The following is an 18,278-nucleotide window of genomic DNA, read 5'->3' on the forward strand; positions in this document are numbered from 1 at the left end:
CTCAGACCTGCACCCGGTCGCGCACCGCCGCGGCGATGCGCTCGACGGCGTCGGCGACGGGCACGCCGTTCTCCTGGCTGCCGTCGCGGAAGCGGAAGGACACCGCGCCGTTCTCGACGTCCTCGGCCCCGGCGATGAGCAGGAAGGGGATCTTCTGCTTGGTCCAGGTGCGGATCTTCTTCGGCATCCGGTCGTCGGTGTCGTCGACCTCGACGCGCACGCCCGCGGCCCGCAGCCGGTCGGCGACCTCGAGCAGGTGCGGGACGTGCGCGTCGGCGACGGGGATGCCGACGACCTGGACGGGGGCCAGCCACGGGGGGAACGCGCCGGCGTAGTGCTCGACGAGCACCCCGAAGAACCGTTCCAGCGAGCCGAACTTGGCCGAGTGGATCATCACCGGCTGCTGCTTGGAGCCGTCGGTGGCGGTGTACTCCAGCTCGAACCGGGCGGGCTGGTTGAAGTCGTACTGGATGGTCGACATCTGCCAGGTGCGGCCGATGGCGTCCTTGGCCTGCACGGAGATCTTCGGGCCGTAGAACGCGGCGCCGCCGGGGTCGGCGACCAGTTCCAGACCGGTCTCGCGGGCCGCGGTCTCCAGGACCTCGGTGGCCCTGGCCCACTCCTCGTCCGAGCCGATGAACTTGTCGGAGTCCCCGCGGGTGGACAGCTCGAGGTAGTAGTCGTCGAGGCCGAAGTCGCGCAGCAGCCCGAGGACGAAGTCGAGCAGGTGCTTGATCTCCGCCGGCGCCTGCTCGGGCGTGACGTAGCTGTGCGAGTCGTCCTGGGTCAGGCCGCGGACCCGCGTCAGGCCGTGCACGACGCCGGACTTCTCGTAGCGGTAGACGGACCCGAACTCGAAGAACCGCAGCGGCAGCTCACGGTAGGACCGCCCGCGCGAGCGGAAGATCAGGTTGTGCATCGGGCAGTTCATGGCCTTGAGGTAGTACGTCGAGTTCTCCAGCTCCATGCCGGGGAACATCGTGTCCTCGTAGTACGGCAGGTGCCCGGAGGTCTCGAAGAGCCCGCCCTTGGAGATGTGCGGCGTCCCGACGTAGGAGAAGCCCTCCTCGATGTGGCGGCGGCGGACGTAGTCCTCCATCTCCCGCTTGACCACCCCGCCCTTGGGGTGGAAGACGACGAGGCCGGAGCCGATCTCGTCGGGGAAGGAGAACAGGTCCAGCTCCGCGCCCAGGCGCCGGTGGTCGCGGCGCTCGGCCTCGGCGACGCGCTCCTGGTAGGCCTTCAGCTCGTCCTTGGAGGGCCAGGCGGTGCCGTAGATGCGCTGCAGCTGCGGGTTCTTCTCGCTGCCGCGCCAGTAGGCGGCGGCGCTGCGCAGCAGGCTGAAGCCGTTGCCGACCAGGCGGGTGGTGGGGACGTGCGGGCCGCGGCACAGGTCGCTGAAGGCGACGGTGTCGTCGCGCCGGACGTTGTCGTAGATCGACAGGCCGCCCTCGCCGACCTCGGCCGAGGCCCCCTCGGCGGCCTCGCCGGCGCTGGACTTGAGGCCGATGAGCTCGAGCTTGTACGGCTCGGCGGCCATCGCCTCGCGCGCCTGGTCGTCGGAGACCTCGCGGCGGACGAAGCGCTGCCCCTCCTTGACGATGCGCTGCATCGTCTTCTCGACGACCTTGAGGTCCTCGGGGGTGAACGGGCGGTCGACGTCGAAGTCGAAGTAGAAGCCGTCGCGGATCGGCGGTCCGATGCCGAGCCTGGCCTCGGGGAAGTGCTGCTGGACGGCCTGGGCCATCACGTGCGCGGTGGAGTGCCGCAGGACGGCCAGGCCCTCGTCGGAGGACACCGGGACGCCCTCGACGACGTCCCCGTCGGCCAGGACGTGCGACAGGTCGCGCAGCTCGCCGTTGACGCGGGCGACGACGACGTCCCGGTCCTCGGTGAACAGCTCGCCCGCCGTCGTGCCGGCGGCGACCTGCTGCGGTTCGCCGGAACGGGTGATGGACAGCTGGGCGGGCACCGCGGGCCTCCGGGGTTGGTCGGACGGGTCGACCGGACGACTCTAGCCGTGCCCGGCGGCCAGGAGTTCGGCGACGTCCCCGACCCGGACGGGGCCGGGCGTCAGCACGCGGGCGAACGCTCCCCCGCAGTGCCGGGGCACGGCCACGACCTCGAGGTGGACGGCCCCGACCCGCAGGCCGCGCCCGACCCAGTCCGCGGCCGGCGGCTCGTCGGCGCCGGGCAGGTCGAGGACGAGGTTGGCCCGCGAGGTGTCCCCGGCCCCGGGGGCCGCCCGTTGCCGGACGGTGACGACGTGGACGGGGGCGACCTGCCGGGCGCCGCCGGGGACGGGTCCCACCGCGGCCCCGGGGACGGCGAGGAAGTCGGCGAGGGGGACGTCGCCGGGGACGAGGAGCCGCGGCCCGGCCGGGGTGGGCACCGGGGTGAGCCGGGCCAGGGCCGGGTGCCGCTTGGCGGCGAGGACGTCACCCGCGGTGTCGAGGACGGCGAAGGCGCGATCCCCGTCGAGGCCGTCGGGGCCCACGGTCACCGCCGGGGGGAAGAGCCCCCGGGTGGACTTCACGGGGAAGAGGCCGATCTCGCGCAGGGTTCCGGTGACGGACACCCCGCGATTGTGCTGGGTGGGCGATACTGGGTTCGAACCAGTGACCCCTTCGGTGTGAACGAAGTGCTCTACCACTGAGCTAATCGCCCGGTCGTCGCGCTGAACGCGACCGGCCTGAGAACCATACCGGACCCGGGGCCGTGCTCACGACCGCGGCGCGCGCGGGCCGGTCACAGGCCCGGGACCCACTGCAGCTGGGCCGTGACGACCTCCGGCGTCCAGCCCGGCAGCCCCTGCCAGGCGAGGTACCCCCAGGCCAGCGCGGCCGCGCCCGCGGCGGCCCCCGTGCCCAGGGCGGCGCGGGTCGCCAGGGACCGCCGCGCGATCCACCGGGTCCACCGGTGCACCTGGCGCTCCCCGAAGTGCTTGAGGCGCTGGGCCGAGGAGAACTCCGTGCCCAGGACCGCCAGCCCCATGAACACCACCAGCCAGCCCGGGCCGGGCAGCGGGACCAGCGCCAGCCCGACGACGACGACGAGCGTCCCCAGGGCGCCGACGACCGCGCGGTACACGCGGTTGCGGTGGGCGTCGGCGCGGATGCGCTCGCGCCGGGCGCGCAGCGCCGCCCGGGCCCGGCGCACGCGGTGCTGGTGGGGGGTGAGCGCGGCGGTGCCGCGGGCCGGCTCCCCGGCCGCGTCCCCGGCCGCGTCCCCGGCCGCGTCCCCCACCGCCTCGTCGGTCACCTCGCCGCGCACCCGCTCCGGGGCCGCGGGGGGATCGGGCAGCGCGCCACCCACCGCGCCGGTGGGCAGCACGGGCTCCCCGCCGGGCCGCTCCCCGGCGCTCCCGGCGTCCCCGGCGTCCCCGGCGTCCTTCGCGTGGTGAGTGTCGTGCACCGCTCGCACCCCGTGCTCCCGTCCACCGCGGGCGCGGCGACCGCCCACCGGTCCCCGTCCCGCCGTCCTCGTCGTCGGTGGTCCAACGCGCGGAGGGGGCCGGACGCTCCCGGTGGATGTGCAGGTTTCGGGGACGCCGCGGGGGGCGGCGCGCCCGCCCGGCACACCCCGCCGAACGCCGGGGGAACCGGCGGCGACGCACCGACGTCCGAGTTGCGTCGTTCGAGTGTTTCAAGAGCCGCTTCGGTGGGAAACTCGACAGCACGGTCGCTGGAGCCCGTCAGCGGCCATGAGCACACGGAGGTCGACGTGCCTGCACTGCCGCACCGCAAGACCGAGGTCGACGTCGACGTGTCCTTGCGGCTCCGGACCACCAGCGGTCCGGGACTCCCCGTCCCCGCCAGCCTCCACTACGGAGCTGACGACCCGTACGCCATCCACGCGGTCTTCCGCGGGGGCGACGCCGACGTGGAGTGGGTCTTCGCGAGGGACCTGTTGAGGGAGGGGCTGACCGCACCCGCCGGCACCGGAGACGTGCAGGTGCGGCCGTGCCCCGAGTCCCCCGACGGTCGCCCGCGCGTCCTCCTGCGCCTGTCGTCCCCGGACGGCAACGCGGAGCTGGAGGCCGACGAGGCCGACGTGCGGCGCTTCCTGCGCCGCGCCGACGCCCTGGTGCCCCCCGGCCGGGAGACCCGCCACCTGGACCTGGACGAGCTGATCGCCCGCCTGGTGTCCTGATCGACGACACGACGCGCTCCCCGACGGGCCCGTCCCGGCACCGACGCCGGGGCGGGCCCGTCGTCGTGCGGCCGGCGCGTGCGCCCCGGCTCCCGCGCCGCTGCAGCTGAACCGTTGCGGCACAACGGTTCCCCGCGAGCTGGCGGGTCCGGCCCCGAAGGGATTTGGCCGTGCCCCGGATGTCGGCTAATGTTTTCAACGCCACGGGGAACCGGCCGGGAACGGCGGGGAAACGCGGGGCACGCGGACGTAGCGCAGTTGGTAGCGCATAACCTTGCCAAGGTTAGGGTCGCCGGTTCGAGTCCGGTCGTCCGCTCGGGGGTTCGGCTTGCCGGGCGCGAGCTTCACGGTGGAGTGGCCGAGAGGTTAGGCAGCGGCCTGCAAAGCCGTCCACACGGGTTCGAATCCCGTCTCCACCTCCACTCGGTCCTGGGTAGCTCCCAGGACGGAGGACGAGGGCGATTGGCGCAGCGGTAGCGCGCTTCCCTGACACGGAAGAGGTCACTGGTTCGATCCCAGTATCGCCCACCACCCCCCGAGAGGGCCGGGTCCGACATCGGACCCGGCCCTCTCGTCGTTCCCGGGGGTCTCACGCCACGCACGGTGCCGACTCATCGCACCCTCACCCAACGTGAGATCACGGAAGGTGACGCATCGTCACTCATCTGGCCGATCCGGTTGCGGCTCAACGGGTTAACGAATCCGTAACAAGGACGTGGGCGCGACGCTGAGTACGTACTGTGACGTCCATGCCGTTCCTCTCCCCAGCCCAGGACCGCTCGGGAGTCACACGGCACCCGCACCCCGGGTCCGAGCCCGCTCCCAGGTCGGCGGCGCAGCCTGGACCCGTGACCACGCTCCCGCCGGCGACGGCTCCCGCGCCGCCGGGGCCACCCGCGGCCGACCGCGACCGCACCCCGCCGACCGACACCGCACCCCACCGATCCCGACCCGAGGAGTCCCCTGCCGTGCGCGCGCTCGACCTGGTCCGTCTCGTCTCCACCGGTGCCACGCACCGCCACGGCCCCGAGGACGGCGCCCCGCGCCCCGCGCGGGTCCGGGCCCGCCTGGGCGCGGCCGCCCGGTTCGTGCGGGAGGACCTGCCCCGGCAGCTCGCCGAGCGCACCTCCGAGGCCTCCCTGGCGGGCTTCCTGACCGACTACGTCGCCGACCGGGAGGAGAAGGCGGCCGACGGCAGCGGGCACGCCCTGCGGTTCGCCGCCCGCAACCCGCTGACGACCGCCGCCGCGGTCGGGGCGGTGCTGCGGCTGCCGCGGATCCCGGCGGCGCTGGGTGACGGCCCGGCCGGGCAGGTGCTGCGCTCGACGCTGCTCACCCGGCACCTGGGCGGCCTGACCGTGGCCTCCACGGGGGTCGCGGTGCTCGACGTCCCGGCCGACGGGGCGGACTACGTCGTCGGCGCCAACCGCCAGACGCTGCGCCGCAAGGTGCGCGCGGCGCAGAAGAAGGGCGTCGGGTACCGCTTCGTCGACGACCCGGCCGAGCGCCGGGCCCTGGTCGCGCGGGCCAACGCCGCCGAGCAGGTCCACGCCGACGCGCAGTACCGCAACGCCGCCCCGGACAACTCCGACCTGCTCCAGCACGACCTGTGGATCGTGGCCACCGACGCCGACGACGAGCCGATCATGCTGTCGGTCACCCCGGTCGACGGCGAGTGGGCGCTGCTGCGGTACTTCCGCACGCTGGGCGCCTCCCCCGCGCACAGCGACGCCCGCTACCTGCTCATGCCGGTGCTCGTGCAGGCCCTCGCCGAGCGCGGCGTCCGCTACCTGACCGACTCCACCCCGCCGCCGCAGCTGTCGAACGGCCTGCGGCACTTCCAGCGCATGGTCGGCTACCGCTACTCGCGGGTGGCCCTGGCGCGCCGCTGACCGCTCAGGGGACCCACCGCCGCCGCTCGGCCGCCTGCACCCGGGCGGCCTCGCGGGCGGCGGCCCGGGTCGGGTCGGGCCAGACCCGGTCGACGGCGGAGTTCAGCGCCGCCCCGACGAGCACCGTGATCGTCAGGAAGTAGAACCAGATGAGGACGACGATCGGGGCGGCCAGCGGGCCGTAGATCGACGTGGACGGCCCGGCCACCGAGAACGACAGGGCCCAGCGCAGGACCCAGGAGATCCCCAGCCAGCCCACCAGGGCCAGCAGCGCACCGGGCACGTCGCGCCACCACCGCGAGCGCACGGGCGTCGACAGGTGGTAGAGCGTCGCCAGGCAGAACACCGACAGGACGAGCACGACGGGCCAGTACAGCGCCGTCAGCCAGCCCAGGTCGTCGGGCAGCCAGTGGCCGAGCAGCCGCGGCCCGATGAGGACCAGGGGCACCACGACGACCCCGACGAGCAGGGCCACCAGGTACGTCGACAGGGACAGCAGCCGGGTCCGGACGATGCCGCGGTGCCCGCCGAGGCCGTACATGATGGCGATCGTGTCGACGTGGACGTTGAGCGCCCGCGACCCCGACCAGACGCTCACCGCGAAGGCCAGCAGGGTCAGGTCCGCGCGCCCGGCGGTCGTCACCGAGTCGAAGGTGGGCAGGATGACGTCGGCGATGGCCTGGGACGTGAACAGCGACTCGGTGACCCGGGTGAGCTCGGTGCGGGCGGCGGTGACGTCCTCCTCCCCCAGCCAGCGCCCCAGGTACCCCAGGCTCGCGACGAGCCCGAAGACCAGCGGGGGCAGCGACAGCAGGGCGAAGAAGCCCCCCTCGGCCGCCAGCCCCGTCACGCGGAAGCGCATGCAGGCCTCGACGGTGCCGACGGCCAGCGCCCGCAGGTCCCGCCACGCCCGCAGCGGCAGCGGGGCGCGCGCGGGTCCGGCGCGCCGCGGGGCCGGCTGCGCCGGCGCGGGGGCCTCCTGGCCGGGCAGGGCCTCGTGCATGCTCACCTCCTCCTCCGGGTGGTCCCGCTCGCCGCGGTCGGGGCGGTGGGCACCCGGACGGGAGGGCTCCACGGGCACCGGGACACCGTAGCCGGGCCACCGGCCCGGGGTCCGCCGCCACTCCGGCGCCGCCCGGCAGCGGCCCGGCAGCGGCCCGGGGAGGCGCTCGGGAGGTGCTCGGGGGCGTCTACCGACATGATGTCGGGGCACCACCCGCTCCACCGCTCACCGCACGACCGCCCTCACCGCTGGAGGATCCCCCCCGATGCAGATCTGGCCCGGACGGCCCTACCCCCTGGGCGCCACCTACGACGGGGCCGGGACGAACTTCGCCCTGTTCTCCGAGGTCGCCGAACGGGTCGAGCTGTGCCTCATCGCCGACGACGGGACCGAGCAGCGCCTCGACCTCCCCGAGGTCGACGGCTTCGTGTGGCACGCCTACCTGCCCTCGGTGATGCCCGGCCAGCGCTACGGCTACCGCGTCCACGGTCGCTTCCACCCCGAGAGCGGGGCGCGCTGCCAGCCGGAGAAGCTGCTGCTCGACCCGTACGCGAAGGCCATCGAGGGGCAGGTCGACGGCGACGAGTCGCTCTTCTCCTACTACTTCGACCGCCCCGACGAGGTGAACGTCGAGGACAGCCTGGGGCACACGATGCTCTCGGTCGTGGTCAACCCGTTCTTCGACTGGGGCAACGACCGCCGCCCGGGGCACGAGTACCACGAGTCGGTGATCTACGAGGCGCACGTCAAGGGCCTGACGATGCTGCACCCGGACGTGCCGGAGGAGATCCGCGGCACCTACGCGGCGATGGCGCACCCGGCGGTCATCGAGCACCTGACCTCGCTGGGGATCACGGCCGTCGAGCTGATGCCCGTGCACCAGTTCGTCCAGGACACCCACCTCGTGGACAAGGGCCTGTCCAACTACTGGGGCTACAACACCATCGGCTTCTTCGCCCCGCACAACGCCTACTCCTCGACCGGTCAGCGCGGTCAGCAGGTGCAGGAGTTCAAGTCGATGGTGCGGGCGCTGCACGAGGCGAACATCGAGGTCATCCTCGACGTCGTCTACAACCACACCGCCGAGGGCAACCACATGGGCCCGACGCTGTGCTTCCGCGGGATCGACAACCAGGCGTACTACCGCCTGGTCGACGACGACAAGAAGCACTACTTCGACACCACGGGCACCGGCAACAGCCTGCTCATGCGCTCCCCGCACGTCCTGCAGCTCATCATGGACTCGCTGCGGTACTGGGTGACGGAGATGCACGTCGACGGCTTCCGCTTCGACCTCGCTGCGACGCTGGCCCGCCAGTTCCACGAGGTGGACCGGCTCAGCGCGTTCTTCGACCTCGTGCAGCAGGACCCGATCGTCTCCCAGGTCAAGCTCATCGCCGAGCCCTGGGACGTCGGCGACGGCGGGTACCAGGTCGGCGGGTTCCCCCCGCTGTGGACCGAGTGGAACGGGCAGTACCGCGACACCGTCCGCGACTTCTGGCGCGGTGAGCCCAAGACGCTGGGCGAGTTCGCCAGCCGCATCAGCGGGTCCTCGGACCTGTACGAGCACTCCGGCCGCAAGCCCATCGCGAGCATCAACTTCGTCACCGCCCACGACGGCTTCACGATGCGGGACCTGGTCTCCTACAACGACAAGCACAACGACGCCAACGGCGAGGGCGGCAACGACGGCGAGTCGCACAACCGGTCCTGGAACTGCGGCGTCGAGGGCGAGACGGACGACGAGGAGATCATCGCGCTGCGCGCGCGCCAGCACCGGAACCTGCTGACGACGCTGCTGCTGTCGCAGGGCGTGCCGATGATCCTGCACGGCGACGAGCTGGGCCGCACCCAGCGCGGCAACAACAACGTCTACTGCCAGGACAACGAGCTGTCCTGGGTCCACTGGGACCTGTCCGACGCCCAGCGCGAGCTGCTGGAGTTCAGCCGCCGGATCGTCGCACTGCGCCGGTCCGAGGCGGTGTTCCAGCGGCGCCGGTTCTTCGCCGGCGAGGCCGAGCGCGGCGGTGAGAGCGAGGTCGGCGACATCGAGTGGTTCTCCAACGAGGGCCACGAGATGACCGACGCCGACTGGGCCGACCACTCCAACCGGACCGTCATGGTGTTCCTCAACGGCGAGTCCATCCCCGAGCCGGACCGGCGCGGGGAGCGCATCGTCGGCGACTCGTTCCTCGTGCTGTACAACCCCTGGCACGAGCAGGTCGAGTTCACCCTGCCCGAGCAGGCCTACGGCGACGGGTGGCGCCCGCGCATCGACACCGCCGACGACCAGGTCGGCATCGTCTCCATCTTCACCGAGGAGTCGGCCTTCTCCCCCGGCTCCCGGCTGCCGGTGGCGGCCCGTTCCATCCTCGTGCTGGCCCGTGAACCGCTGGGGGACAAGTGAGCTACCGGCCCGCGGTGGTGCCGACCGGCACCTACCGCTTCCAGATCCAGCCCGCCTTCACCTTCGACGACGCCGCCGCGCAGGCGGACTACCTGGCCTCGCTGGGCGTCTCGCACGCCTACCTGTCCCCCGTGCTGGCCCCCGCGAAGGGGTCGCAGCACGGCTACGACGTCGTCGACCACTCCCGACTGAACCCCGAGGCCGGTGGCCGGGAGGGGTTCGAGCGCCTGGTGGCGGCGCTGCGCGCGGCGGGGCTCGCCGCGGTGGCCGACGTCGTCCCCAACCACATGGCCGTCCCCACGCCCGCCTCCGACAACGCCCAGCTGTGGTCGGTGCTGAAGGAGGGACCGGACTCCCCGTTCGCGTCCTGGTTCGACGTCGACTGGTCGGTGCCGGACCGCGCGATCCTCATGGCCGTGCTCGGTCAGCGCATCGGGCAGGTCCTCGCCGCCGGCGAGCTCGCCCTGGACGACTCCGGGGACGAGCTCGTGCTGCGCTACTACGACCACGTCTTCCCGGTCCGCCCGGGCACCGAGGACCTGCCGCTGGCGCAGCTGGTGGACCGGCAGTGGTACCGGCTGGCGCACTGGCGGGTGGCCGACGAGGAGCTGAACTACCGGCGCTTCTTCGACGTCGACACCCTCGCCGCGATCCGCGTCGAGGACCCGGAGGTCTTCGACGCCTCGCACGCCCTGCTGCTGGAGCTGCTGCGCGCGGGCGAGCTGCAGGGCCTGCGCATCGACCACCCCGACGGTCTCGCCGACCCGCGCGGGTACCTGCGCCGGCTCGCCGCGGCCACGCGGGACGAGGACGGCGGCAGCAGCGCCTGGGTCGTCGTCGAGAAGATCCTCGAGGGCGACGAGGCGCTGCCGGAAGACTGGGAGTGCGCCGGCACCACCGGCTACGACGCCCTGCAGCGCATCGGCGGTCTGTTCCTGGACCCCGCCGGCGCCGAGCCCCTCTCGGCGCAGTACGCCGCGGTGACCGGGGAGACCCGCCCGTTCTCCGCGATCGTCGACGAGGCCAAGCGCGAGGTCGTGGAGAACGGGCTGTACGCCGAGGTCCACCGCCTGGTGGAGCTGCTCGCGGGCATCTGCCACGACCACGTCGACCTGCGCGACCACACCCGCCGGGGCTTCCACGAGAGCGTCGTGGAGCTGCTGGTGGCCGTGGAGCAGTACCGCGCCTACGTCGTACCGGGGGAACCCGCCCCGGCCTCGGCGGTCGAGGTCCTCGACGAGGCCGCCGAGCACGCCCGGCACCGGCTGCCCGCCGAGCGCCACGACACCCTGGCCGTCGTCGTGGACCTCGCGCTGGGACGGGTGGCGACCGAGGACCCGCGCAGCGCGGAGTTCGTGGTCCGCTTCCAGCAGACGTGCGGGCCGGTGATGGCCAAGGGCATCGAGGACACCGCGTTCTACCGCTGGTTCCGGTTGAGCTCGCTGAACGAGGTGGGTGGTGACCCCACCCGCTTCGGCACCTCCCCGGAGGAGTTCCACTCCTTCGCCGCGAAGCTGTCGCGGGAGTGGCCGGCCACCATGACGACGCTCTCGACCCACGACACCAAGCGCAGCGAGGACGTCCGGGCCCGGTTGTCGACGCTGTCGGAGTTCACCGACGAGTGGGCCGGCGCGGTGAGCTCGTGGCGGGAGCTGGCCGCGACCCACCGGGCGAGCGAGCTCGACGCCCGCACCGAGTCGCTGATCTGGCAGACCCTGGTCGGCACCTGGGGCCGGTCGGGACCGATCGCGGCGGACCGGCTGCTGGCCTACCTGCAGAAGGCGACCCGGGAGGCGAAGGACCACACCACGTGGACCGCGCCGGACGAGGCCTACGAGGCGGCGGTGGAACGCTTCGCCACCGGGGTGCTCGGGGACGCGGACGTGCTGGCGGCCGTGGGCGAGTTCGTCGAGCTCATCGCGCCCGCCGCGCGGACGGCGGTGCTGGGGCAGAAGTTCGTCCAGCTGACGATGCCGGGGGTGCCCGACGTCTACCAGGGCAGCGAGGTCGTGGACCTCTCCCTGGTCGACCCGGACAACCGGCGCGCGGTCGACTACGCCGACCGGTCCCGTCGCCTGGCGGCGCTGGACGCGGGGTCGGCGCCGGCCGACCTGGACGACGAGAAGCTCCTCGTCGTCTCGCGGACGCTGCGCGCCCGCCGGGACCACCCGGAGGCGTTCACCGGTCCCGACGCGGGCTACTCCCCCGTGCCCTCGACGAACGGCAACGCCGTCGCGTTCGCGCGGGGCCCGCTGGAGAACCCGGGGGTCGTGGCCGTCGCGACGCGGTTGCCGGTCGCGCTGGAACGCCTCGGCGGCTGGGGCGAGCACACGCTGACCCTGCCGGAGGGCACGTGGCGCAACGCGTTCACCGGTGCCGACCTGCCCGGTGGGGCGACGCGCATCGCCGACGTGCTGGCGGACCTGCCGGTGGCGTTGCTGGTGCGCGCCTAGAAGTCGCACGCGCGGCGCTCGTCCGACACTCTGTGCCCATGGAGTTCGGGGTGTGGGCGCCGCAGGCGCAGCAGGTTGACCTGGTCCTCGACGGGGAGCCGGTGCCCATGCGGCGCACCGGGTCCCCGCGGGACGGCTGGTGGACGGCGGAGGGCGAGGGTTCGCACGGGACCCGCTACGCGTTCTCCGTCGACGGCGGTGACCCCCGGCCCGACCCGCGCAGCGGGTGGCAGCCCGACGGGGTCCACGGGGCCAGCGCGGTCGTGGACCCGCAGCGGTTCCCCTGGACCGACGGCGGGTGGGCCGGCCGCGACGTGCGGGGTGCGGTGTTCTACGAGCTGCACGTGGGGACCTTCACCCCCGAGGGCACCTTCGCCGCGGCGGCCGGGCGCCTGGACCACCTCGTCGACCTGGGCGTGGACGTCGTCGAGGTGCTGCCCGTCTCGGCGTGGGACGGCCCGTGGAACTGGGGGTACGACGGGGTCGCCCCGTACGCCGTGCAGCACGAGTACGGCGGGCCCGAGGGTTTCGCGGCGTTCGTGGACGCCTGCCACGCGCGTGGCCTGGCCATCGCCCTGGACTGCGTCTACAACCACCTGGGGCCCAGCGGGAACTACCTGGCCGAGTTCGGGCCGTACTTCACCGACAAGCACGACACCCCCTGGGGTGCCGCGGTGAACCTCGACGACACCGGGTCGGTCGAGGTCCGCCGCTGGATCGTCGACAACGCCCTGCGCTGGTTCCGCGACTTCCACGTCGACGCGCTGCGCCTGGACGCCGTGCACGCCCTCGTCGACGACTCCGACCGGCACGTGCTCCAGCAGCTCGCGGACGAGACCGCGGAACTGTCCGCGCAGCTCGGCCGCCCGCTCGGCCTGGTCGCCGAGTCCGACCTCAACGACGCCGTCATGGTGACCCCCACCGCCCGGGGTGGTCGCGGCATGGACGCCCAGTGGGACGACGACGTCCACCACGCCCTGCACGCCTGGCTGACCGGTGAGCGCCAGGGGTACTACGCCGACTTCGGCGAGCCGGAGGTCGTCGCCACGACGTTCCAGGAGGCGTTCTTCCACGCCGAGCGGTTCTCCTCCTTCCGCGGGGAGGTGTGGGGGAAGAAGGTCGACCGGGCCGCCGTGCCCGGCACCGCGTTCCTGGGGTACCTGCAGACGCACGACCAGGTCGGCAACCGCGCGGTCGGCGACCGCATCGGGCACCTGCTGTCCCCCGCCCGCCAGGCCGCCGGCGCGGCGCTGTACCTGCTCGGCCCGTTCACGCCGATGGTGTTCATGGGCGAGGAGTGGAACGCGTCGACGAAGTGGCAGTTCTTCACCAGCTTCCCCGACCCCGAGCTCGGCAAGGCCGTCAGCGAGGGCCGCCGCGGGGAGTTCGGGCAGCACGGCTGGGACGCCGAGGACGTGCCCGACCCGCAGGACCCGGCCACGCGCGAGGCCTCGGTGCTGCGCTGGGACGAGCTGGACCGCGACGGGCACGCCCGGATGCTGGCCTGGTACCGGACGCTGACGGGTCTGCGCCGCTCGGTCCCCGCCCTGGCCGACGCCGACCTGCGCGCCGTCCGCGTGGACGTGCGGGGCAACGCCCTCGTCCTGCACCGCGGCGACCACCGGGTCGTCGTCACCCTGGGCGGCGGTGCGGACGTCGACGTCGAGGGCACGCCGGTGGAGGTCGTCGCGGCGTGGACCGACGGGGCCGACCCCGAACTTCTCGGCGAGGGCGTGCGGACGGCCTCGGAGGGTGTCGTCGTCGTGCGGGTCGCGTGAGCGAGCCCGCGGGACCCCGCGAGCCCGGCGACCTCGTCCGCCGGGCCGCGGTGCGCATCGCCGCGCTGGCCCAGGACGGGCTGACGTACGCCGTCGGCGACCCGGCGAAGGACTACGACGCGGCCCGGTACCGCGAGCTGACCGAGCTGGCCGCCGACCTGCTGGCCGCGGTGTCCACGACGCCGCGGGAGGTGCTGCGCGCGGTCCTGGACGCCGACACGGGGTACGCCACCCCGAAGGTCGACGTCCGGGCCGGGGTCGTGGACGAGCACGAGCGGTTCCTGCTGCTGCGCGAGCGCAGCGACGGGCTGTGGTCGCTGCCCGGCGGCTGGGCCGACCCCGGCGACCGGCCCGGCCCGGCCGCCGTCCGGGAGGTGCTGGAGGAGACCGGCTGGCCCGTGGAGGTCGTCAAGGTCGTCGGGGTGTGGGAGCGGGACGCGCGCGGCAAGCAGCCGCCGATGCCGGTCAGCGTGTTCCACCTGTACTTCCTGTGCCGGGTCGTCGGCGAGCGGGTCCCGCCGAGCGAGCTGGAGACGCTGGAGGTGGGCTGGTTCGGGCTGGAGGAGCTGCCGGAGCTGAGCGAGCGGCGCATCAGCCGCTGGGAGCTGGAGCGGCTGCTGGCCCACCACCGGGACCCGTCGCTGCCGACGGAGTGGGACTAGAGGGCCGGGACCGAAGACCCTCGTGAGCGTCGTCCGGCCGTCCTAGCGTCGGTGCCGTGAGCACCACGACCCACCGTCCCGACGCCGGGGCGGCGGCCGTCCTCGCGTCCCTCGCCTTCGCGGTCGTGGGCTGGGAGCTGTTGGTCCTGCTGCTGGACGCCGTGCTGGCGCTGCGGGGGTGGCCGGCGGTGCTGGCCCACCAGCTGCTGACGGCCGGCGGCTGGCTGGCGGGGACGCTCCTGCTGCGGGCGCGGGGGCGGGCGCTGCTGACCGGGCGCGGCCGGCCCCCGCTGCGGCGGTCGCTCCCGGCGGCGGTCCTGGCGGCGGTCCTGGTGGCCGGGTGCGTGGCCGTGCGCTGGTGGGTGCAGGAGTCCTCGCAGCTGGTCGCCGAGCACGCGGGGTTCGCCCGGTCCGGGGGCCCGGCCGGGCTCCTGACGACGGCGCAGGTCGGGTACTACGTCGCCGAGGCGGGGGTGGTGTCCCTGCTCGTCGCGTTCGCGCAGCGGGCCGGGGAGCTGCGCGGCGGCCGGCCCGGGGTGCCGTGGGGCGGGATCGGCGCCGCGCTCACCTGGGGTGCGGTCCACGTCCTGCTGCAGGGCCCCGCGGCCGGGGCGTACGCCGTGGCCGTGGCGCTCGTGCTGGGCGCGGTGCACCTGCTGGTCGGGAGCTGGCGCCGGACCTGGGCGCTGGCGGCGGTGCTGTTCGTGCTGTGAGGGCGCCTCAGGCGAGCGCCGCCCCGTCCCGGGCCAGCGCCGACAGCCGCGACACCGCGCGCAGGTACTTCTTGCGGTAGCCGCCGTTGATCAGCTCATCGGTGAACACGGCGTCGAACGGGACGCCGGAGGCGACCACGGGGATGTTCCGGTCGTAGAGCCGGTCGGCGAGGACGACGAGGCGCAGCCCGACCATCTGGTCGGTCACGGTGCGCACGTCGCGGAAGCAGACCGCGGTCGTGGAGCCGACCATGGCGCCGTAGCGGCTGGGGTGGACCTCGGCGAGGTGGGCCAGCACGGTCGCGAACTCGTCGAACGTGGCGCCCTCGCGGCCGGTGGCGACGCGCTCGACGTCGGCGTCGGACAGCGGCGCGGGCGCGGCGGGCAGGCCGCGGTGGCGGTAGTCCTCCCCGTCGACGCGCTGCACGGCGAACTGCCCGGCGAGGGCCTGGATCTCGCGCTGGAAGTCCTGGGCGGCGAACCGGCCCTCCCCCAGCGCCCCGGGCAGGGTGTTCGAGGTGGCGGCGAGCTTGACGCCGCGGTCGACGAGCTCGCGCATGAGGCGCGACATCAGGACGGTGTCGCCGGGGTCGTCGAGCTCGAACTCGTCGATGCACACCAGCTGGTGCGGGGCCAGCGCCTCCACGGCGGGCAGGAAGCCGAGGGCCCCGACGAGGTTGGTGTACTCGACGAAGGTGCCGTACGCGGCGGTGCGGCCGCCCTCGGTGACGACCTGGTGGAACAGCGAGGACAGCAGGTGGGTCTTGCCGACGCCGAACCCGCCGTCGAGGTAGATGCCGGGCGCTCCCGCGGGGGCGGCGCGGCGGCCGAAGAGCCGGCGGCGCGGGGGGCCGGCCAGGACGCGCTCGCCGAAGGCGCTCATCCCGGCGACGGCCTCGGCCTGGGAGGGGTGCTCGGGGGCGGGCACGTACGTGGCGAACCGGACGTCGGAGAACCGGGGCGGCGGGACGAGCTCGGCGACCAGCTGCTGCGGGGGCACGCGGGGGTTGCGGTCGGCCAGGGAGTCCAGTCGCATCTGAGAGCCGGTCACGACGGCCCAGCCTAGTGAGCGGACGGCGGTCGCGCCGGACGGGTCTGGCAGGATCGCGGGCGGCGGGAACGGTCGGGCAGCCCAGGACGTTCTCGTAGCCGACCGAGTCGCTGGAGGACGCACGTGAGCACCCCGCTGGACACCGACGCCAAGCTCGCCGCCTACGCACACCCCGAGAAGCTGGTCACGACCGGCTGGCTGGCGCAGCACCTGGGTGAGCCCGGGCTGGTCGTCGTCGAGAGCGACGAGGACGTGCTGCTGTGGGACACCGGCCACGTGCCGGGGTCGGTGAAGGTCGACTGGCACACCGAGCTGAACGACCCGGTGACCCGCGACTACGTCGACGGCGAGGGCTTCGCCCGGCTGATGTCGGCCAAGGGCATCTCCCGCGAGGACACCGTGGTGATCTACGGGGACAAGAACAACTGGTGGGCGGCGTACGCGCTGTGGGTCTTCACCCTGTTCGGCCACCCGGACGTGCGGCTGCTCGACGGCGGCCGCGCGAAGTGGGTCGCCGAGGGCCGGGAGATGACCACCGAGGCGCCCGGGCGCGCGGCGACGGACTACCCGGTGGTGGAGCGCCGGGACGAGGCCGTCCGCGCGTTCAAGGAGGACGTCCTGGCGCACCTGGGCGGCAGGCTCGTCGACGTCCGCTCGCTGCCGGAGTACACCGGCGAGCGCACCCACATGCCCGACTACCCCGACGAGGGCACGGTCCGCGGCGGGCACATCCCCGGTGCGGACTCGGTGCCGTGGGCGCGGGCGGCCGCCGAGGACGGCACCTTCCGCAGCCGGGCCGAGCTGGAGGCGATCTACCAGGACGAGAAGGGCCTGTCCCCCGACGACGACGTGATCGCCTACTGCCGCATCGGGGAACGGTCCAGCCACACGTGGTTCGTGCTGTCCCAGCTGCTGGGCTTCGAGAAGGTCCGCAACTACGACGGCTCGTGGACCGAGTGGGGCAACGCCGTGCGCGTCCCCATCGCCCGCGGCGAGGAGAAGGGCTCGATCAGGTGACGACCGGGCTGGAGGACGACCCGACCAGCGGGCTGCCGCCGGCGATGGCCGAGATCGTCGAGGACTTCCAGGCCCTCGGCGAGCGCGAGCGGCTGCAGCTGCTGCTGGAGTTCAGCCAGGGCCTGCGGCCGCTGCCGCCGGAGCTGGAGGGGAACCTGGAGAAGATGGAGCGCGTCGACGAGTGCCAGTCGCCGGTGTTCATCGCCGTGGAGGTGGACGACGCCAACGCCGTGCACCTGCACGTCGCCGCTCCCCCGGAGGCGCCGACCACGCGCGGGTTCGCCGGCGTGCTGCAGGACGGCCTGGAGGGCCTGCCCGCCGACGTCGTGCTGGACCTGCCCGCCGACGTGTGCCACCGCCTGGGCCTGGAGCAGGCCGTGAGCCCGCTGCGGATGCGGGGCATGACCGGGATGCTCGCCCGGGTGAAGCGCCAGGTGCGCGTCGCCACGGCGGCCTGACCGGGCGGAGGACCCCGTGACGGACCCCGCCGGGGTCGAGGCCGACGTGCCCGCCGGGCACCCGCAACTGCCGGTGACCCGGGTCGGGGAGGCCGTGCTGCCCACGACCTCCGGGACCTTCCGCGCCGTGGCCTACCGGCAGGCCGACGGGGTGGAGCACCTGGCCCTGGTCACCGGGGAGGTCGGGGACGGGCACGACGTCCTGGTCCGGCTGCACTCGGAGTGCCTGACCGGCGACGTGCTGGGGTCGTTGCGCTGCGACTGCGGTCCGCAGCTGCACGCGGCCCTGGACGCGATCACCGCGCAGGGGCGGGGCGTGGTGCTGTACCTGCGCGGCCAGGAGGGGCGGGGCATCGGCCTGGCGGAGAAGATCGCCGCCTACGCCCTGCAGGAGGCCGGGCGCGACACGGTCGAGGCGAACCTCGACCTCGGGCTGCCCGTCGACGCGCGCGACTACACCGGCGCCGCGGCCGTCCTGCGCGACCTGGGGGTCCGCGACGTCGAGCTCATGACGCACAACCCGGTGAAGGTGCGGGCGCTGGAGGCGCACGGCCTGCCGGTGCTGCGCCGCCGGGACCTGCCGGTGGCGCAGACGAGCGACAACCTGCGGTACCTGCGGACCAAGCGGGACCGGATGGGCCACCGGCTGCCGGGCGTCGGCTGACGGGCGGGGCGTCCCGCTCCGGGCCCGG

14 protein-coding genes, 4 tRNA genes and 1 pseudogene are annotated in these 18,278 nt (G+C 73.9%); 13 read left to right on the forward strand and 6 right to left on the reverse strand.

Going from position 1 to position 18,278, the window contains the following annotated elements:
* Position 1 precedes the first annotated feature (1 nt).
* From thrS to ACRYM6_RS00605, 4 genes are all read right to left on the reverse strand, one after another.
* Positions 2–1,972, reverse strand: coding sequence for a threonine--tRNA ligase (gene thrS, locus ACRYM6_RS00590; protein ID WP_432540444.1), 1,971 nt, complete (start codon positions 1,970–1,972; stop codon positions 2–4).
* Positions 1,973–2,014: 42 nt separating this feature from the next.
* The gene (locus tag ACRYM6_RS00595; protein WP_432540445.1) at positions 2,015–2,578 is read right to left on the reverse strand and encodes an MOSC N-terminal beta barrel domain-containing protein; all 564 of its coding nucleotides are present in this window, start codon (positions 2,576–2,578) and stop codon (positions 2,015–2,017) included.
* A gap of 17 nt (positions 2,579–2,595) precedes the next feature.
* Positions 2,596–2,667, reverse strand: a tRNA-Val gene (locus tag ACRYM6_RS00600).
* 81 nt (positions 2,668–2,748) lie between these two features.
* A complete protein-coding gene (locus ACRYM6_RS00605; RefSeq protein WP_432540446.1) occupies positions 2,749–3,414 on the reverse strand; it encodes a TIGR02611 family protein in 666 nt (221 codons plus the stop codon).
* Between the two features lie 309 nt (positions 3,415–3,723).
* Between ACRYM6_RS00605 and ACRYM6_RS00610 the strand changes: the two genes are divergently transcribed.
* From ACRYM6_RS00610 to ACRYM6_RS00630, 5 genes are all read left to right on the forward strand, one after another.
* Entirely contained in the window at positions 3,724–4,152 is a 429-nt protein-coding gene (locus ACRYM6_RS00610; protein WP_432540447.1) for an SsgA family sporulation/cell division regulator, read from the forward strand.
* A 243-nt stretch (positions 4,153–4,395) separates the two neighbouring features.
* Positions 4,396–4,468 (forward strand) — tRNA-Gly (locus ACRYM6_RS00615).
* 32 nt (positions 4,469–4,500) lie between these two features.
* A tRNA-Cys gene (locus tag ACRYM6_RS00620) sits at positions 4,501–4,574 on the forward strand.
* A 34-nt stretch (positions 4,575–4,608) separates the two neighbouring features.
* A tRNA-Val gene (locus tag ACRYM6_RS00625) sits at positions 4,609–4,683 on the forward strand.
* A 437-nt stretch (positions 4,684–5,120) separates the two neighbouring features.
* The gene (locus ACRYM6_RS00630; protein WP_432540448.1) at positions 5,121–6,044 is read left to right on the forward strand and encodes a hypothetical protein; all 924 of its coding nucleotides are present in this window, start codon (positions 5,121–5,123) and stop codon (positions 6,042–6,044) included.
* 4 nt (positions 6,045–6,048) lie between these two features.
* On the opposite strand, the gene ACRYM6_RS00635 is transcribed toward ACRYM6_RS00630, so the two are convergent.
* Positions 6,049–7,125 carry a YihY/virulence factor BrkB family protein gene (locus ACRYM6_RS00635; protein ID WP_432540449.1) on the reverse strand — a complete coding sequence of 359 codons (1,077 nt, stop codon included), beginning with the start codon at positions 7,123–7,125 and terminating at the stop codon, positions 6,049–6,051.
* Positions 7,126–7,312: 187 nt separating this feature from the next.
* On the opposite strand from ACRYM6_RS00635, the gene glgX reads away from it, so the two are divergent.
* From glgX to ACRYM6_RS00660, 5 genes are read left to right on the forward strand one after another with little or no spacing between them, the layout of a single operon-like run.
* A complete protein-coding gene (glgX, locus tag ACRYM6_RS00640; protein WP_432540450.1) occupies positions 7,313–9,454 on the forward strand; it encodes a glycogen debranching protein GlgX in 2,142 nt (713 codons plus the stop codon).
* Positions 9,451–11,907, forward strand: coding sequence for a malto-oligosyltrehalose synthase (gene treY, locus ACRYM6_RS00645; protein ID WP_432540451.1), 2,457 nt, complete (start codon positions 9,451–9,453; stop codon positions 11,905–11,907). The genes glgX and treY overlap by 4 nt, the downstream gene beginning before the upstream one ends.
* A 38-nt stretch (positions 11,908–11,945) precedes the next feature.
* The gene (gene treZ, locus ACRYM6_RS00650; RefSeq protein WP_432540452.1) at positions 11,946–13,685 is read left to right on the forward strand and encodes a malto-oligosyltrehalose trehalohydrolase; all 1,740 of its coding nucleotides are present in this window, start codon (positions 11,946–11,948) and stop codon (positions 13,683–13,685) included.
* The gene (locus ACRYM6_RS00655) at positions 13,682–14,347 is read left to right on the forward strand and encodes an NUDIX hydrolase (protein ID WP_432540453.1); all 666 of its coding nucleotides are present in this window, start codon (positions 13,682–13,684) and stop codon (positions 14,345–14,347) included. Before treZ ends, ACRYM6_RS00655 begins: the two co-directional genes overlap by 4 nt.
* A gap of 56 nt (positions 14,348–14,403) precedes the next feature.
* Positions 14,404–15,060 carry a hypothetical protein gene (locus tag ACRYM6_RS00660; protein WP_432540454.1) on the forward strand — a complete coding sequence of 219 codons (657 nt, stop codon included), beginning with the start codon at positions 14,404–14,406 and terminating at the stop codon, positions 15,058–15,060.
* A 7-nt stretch (positions 15,061–15,067) separates the two neighbouring features.
* Here ACRYM6_RS00660 and zapE read toward each other — a convergent pair whose 3' ends face one another.
* Positions 15,068–16,096, reverse strand: a complete 1,029-nt coding sequence (gene zapE / locus ACRYM6_RS00665) for a cell division protein ZapE (protein ID WP_432540521.1) — start codon at positions 16,094–16,096, stop codon at positions 15,068–15,070.
* A gap of 138 nt (positions 16,097–16,234) precedes the next feature.
* Between zapE and ACRYM6_RS00670 the strand changes: the two genes are divergently transcribed.
* From ACRYM6_RS00670 to ribA, 3 genes and pseudogenes are all read left to right on the forward strand, one after another.
* Positions 16,235–17,128, forward strand: coding sequence for a sulfurtransferase (locus tag ACRYM6_RS00670; protein ID WP_432540455.1), 894 nt, complete (start codon positions 16,235–16,237; stop codon positions 17,126–17,128).
* Between the two features lie 44 nt (positions 17,129–17,172).
* Positions 17,173–17,586: a SufE family protein gene (locus tag ACRYM6_RS00675; protein WP_432540523.1), complete on the forward strand. Its 414-nt coding sequence runs from the start codon at positions 17,173–17,175 to the stop codon at positions 17,584–17,586.
* 73 nt (positions 17,587–17,659) lie between these two features.
* Positions 17,660–18,250 (forward strand): annotated as a pseudogene (ribA, locus tag ACRYM6_RS00680) (GTP cyclohydrolase II); the annotation flags it as partial.
* Between the last annotated feature and the right edge of the window lie 28 nt (positions 18,251–18,278).

The sequence above is a fragment of the Kineococcus rugosus genome (assembly GCF_050871975.1).
Classification (GTDB): Bacteria; Actinomycetota; Actinomycetes; order Actinomycetales; family Kineococcaceae; genus Kineococcus.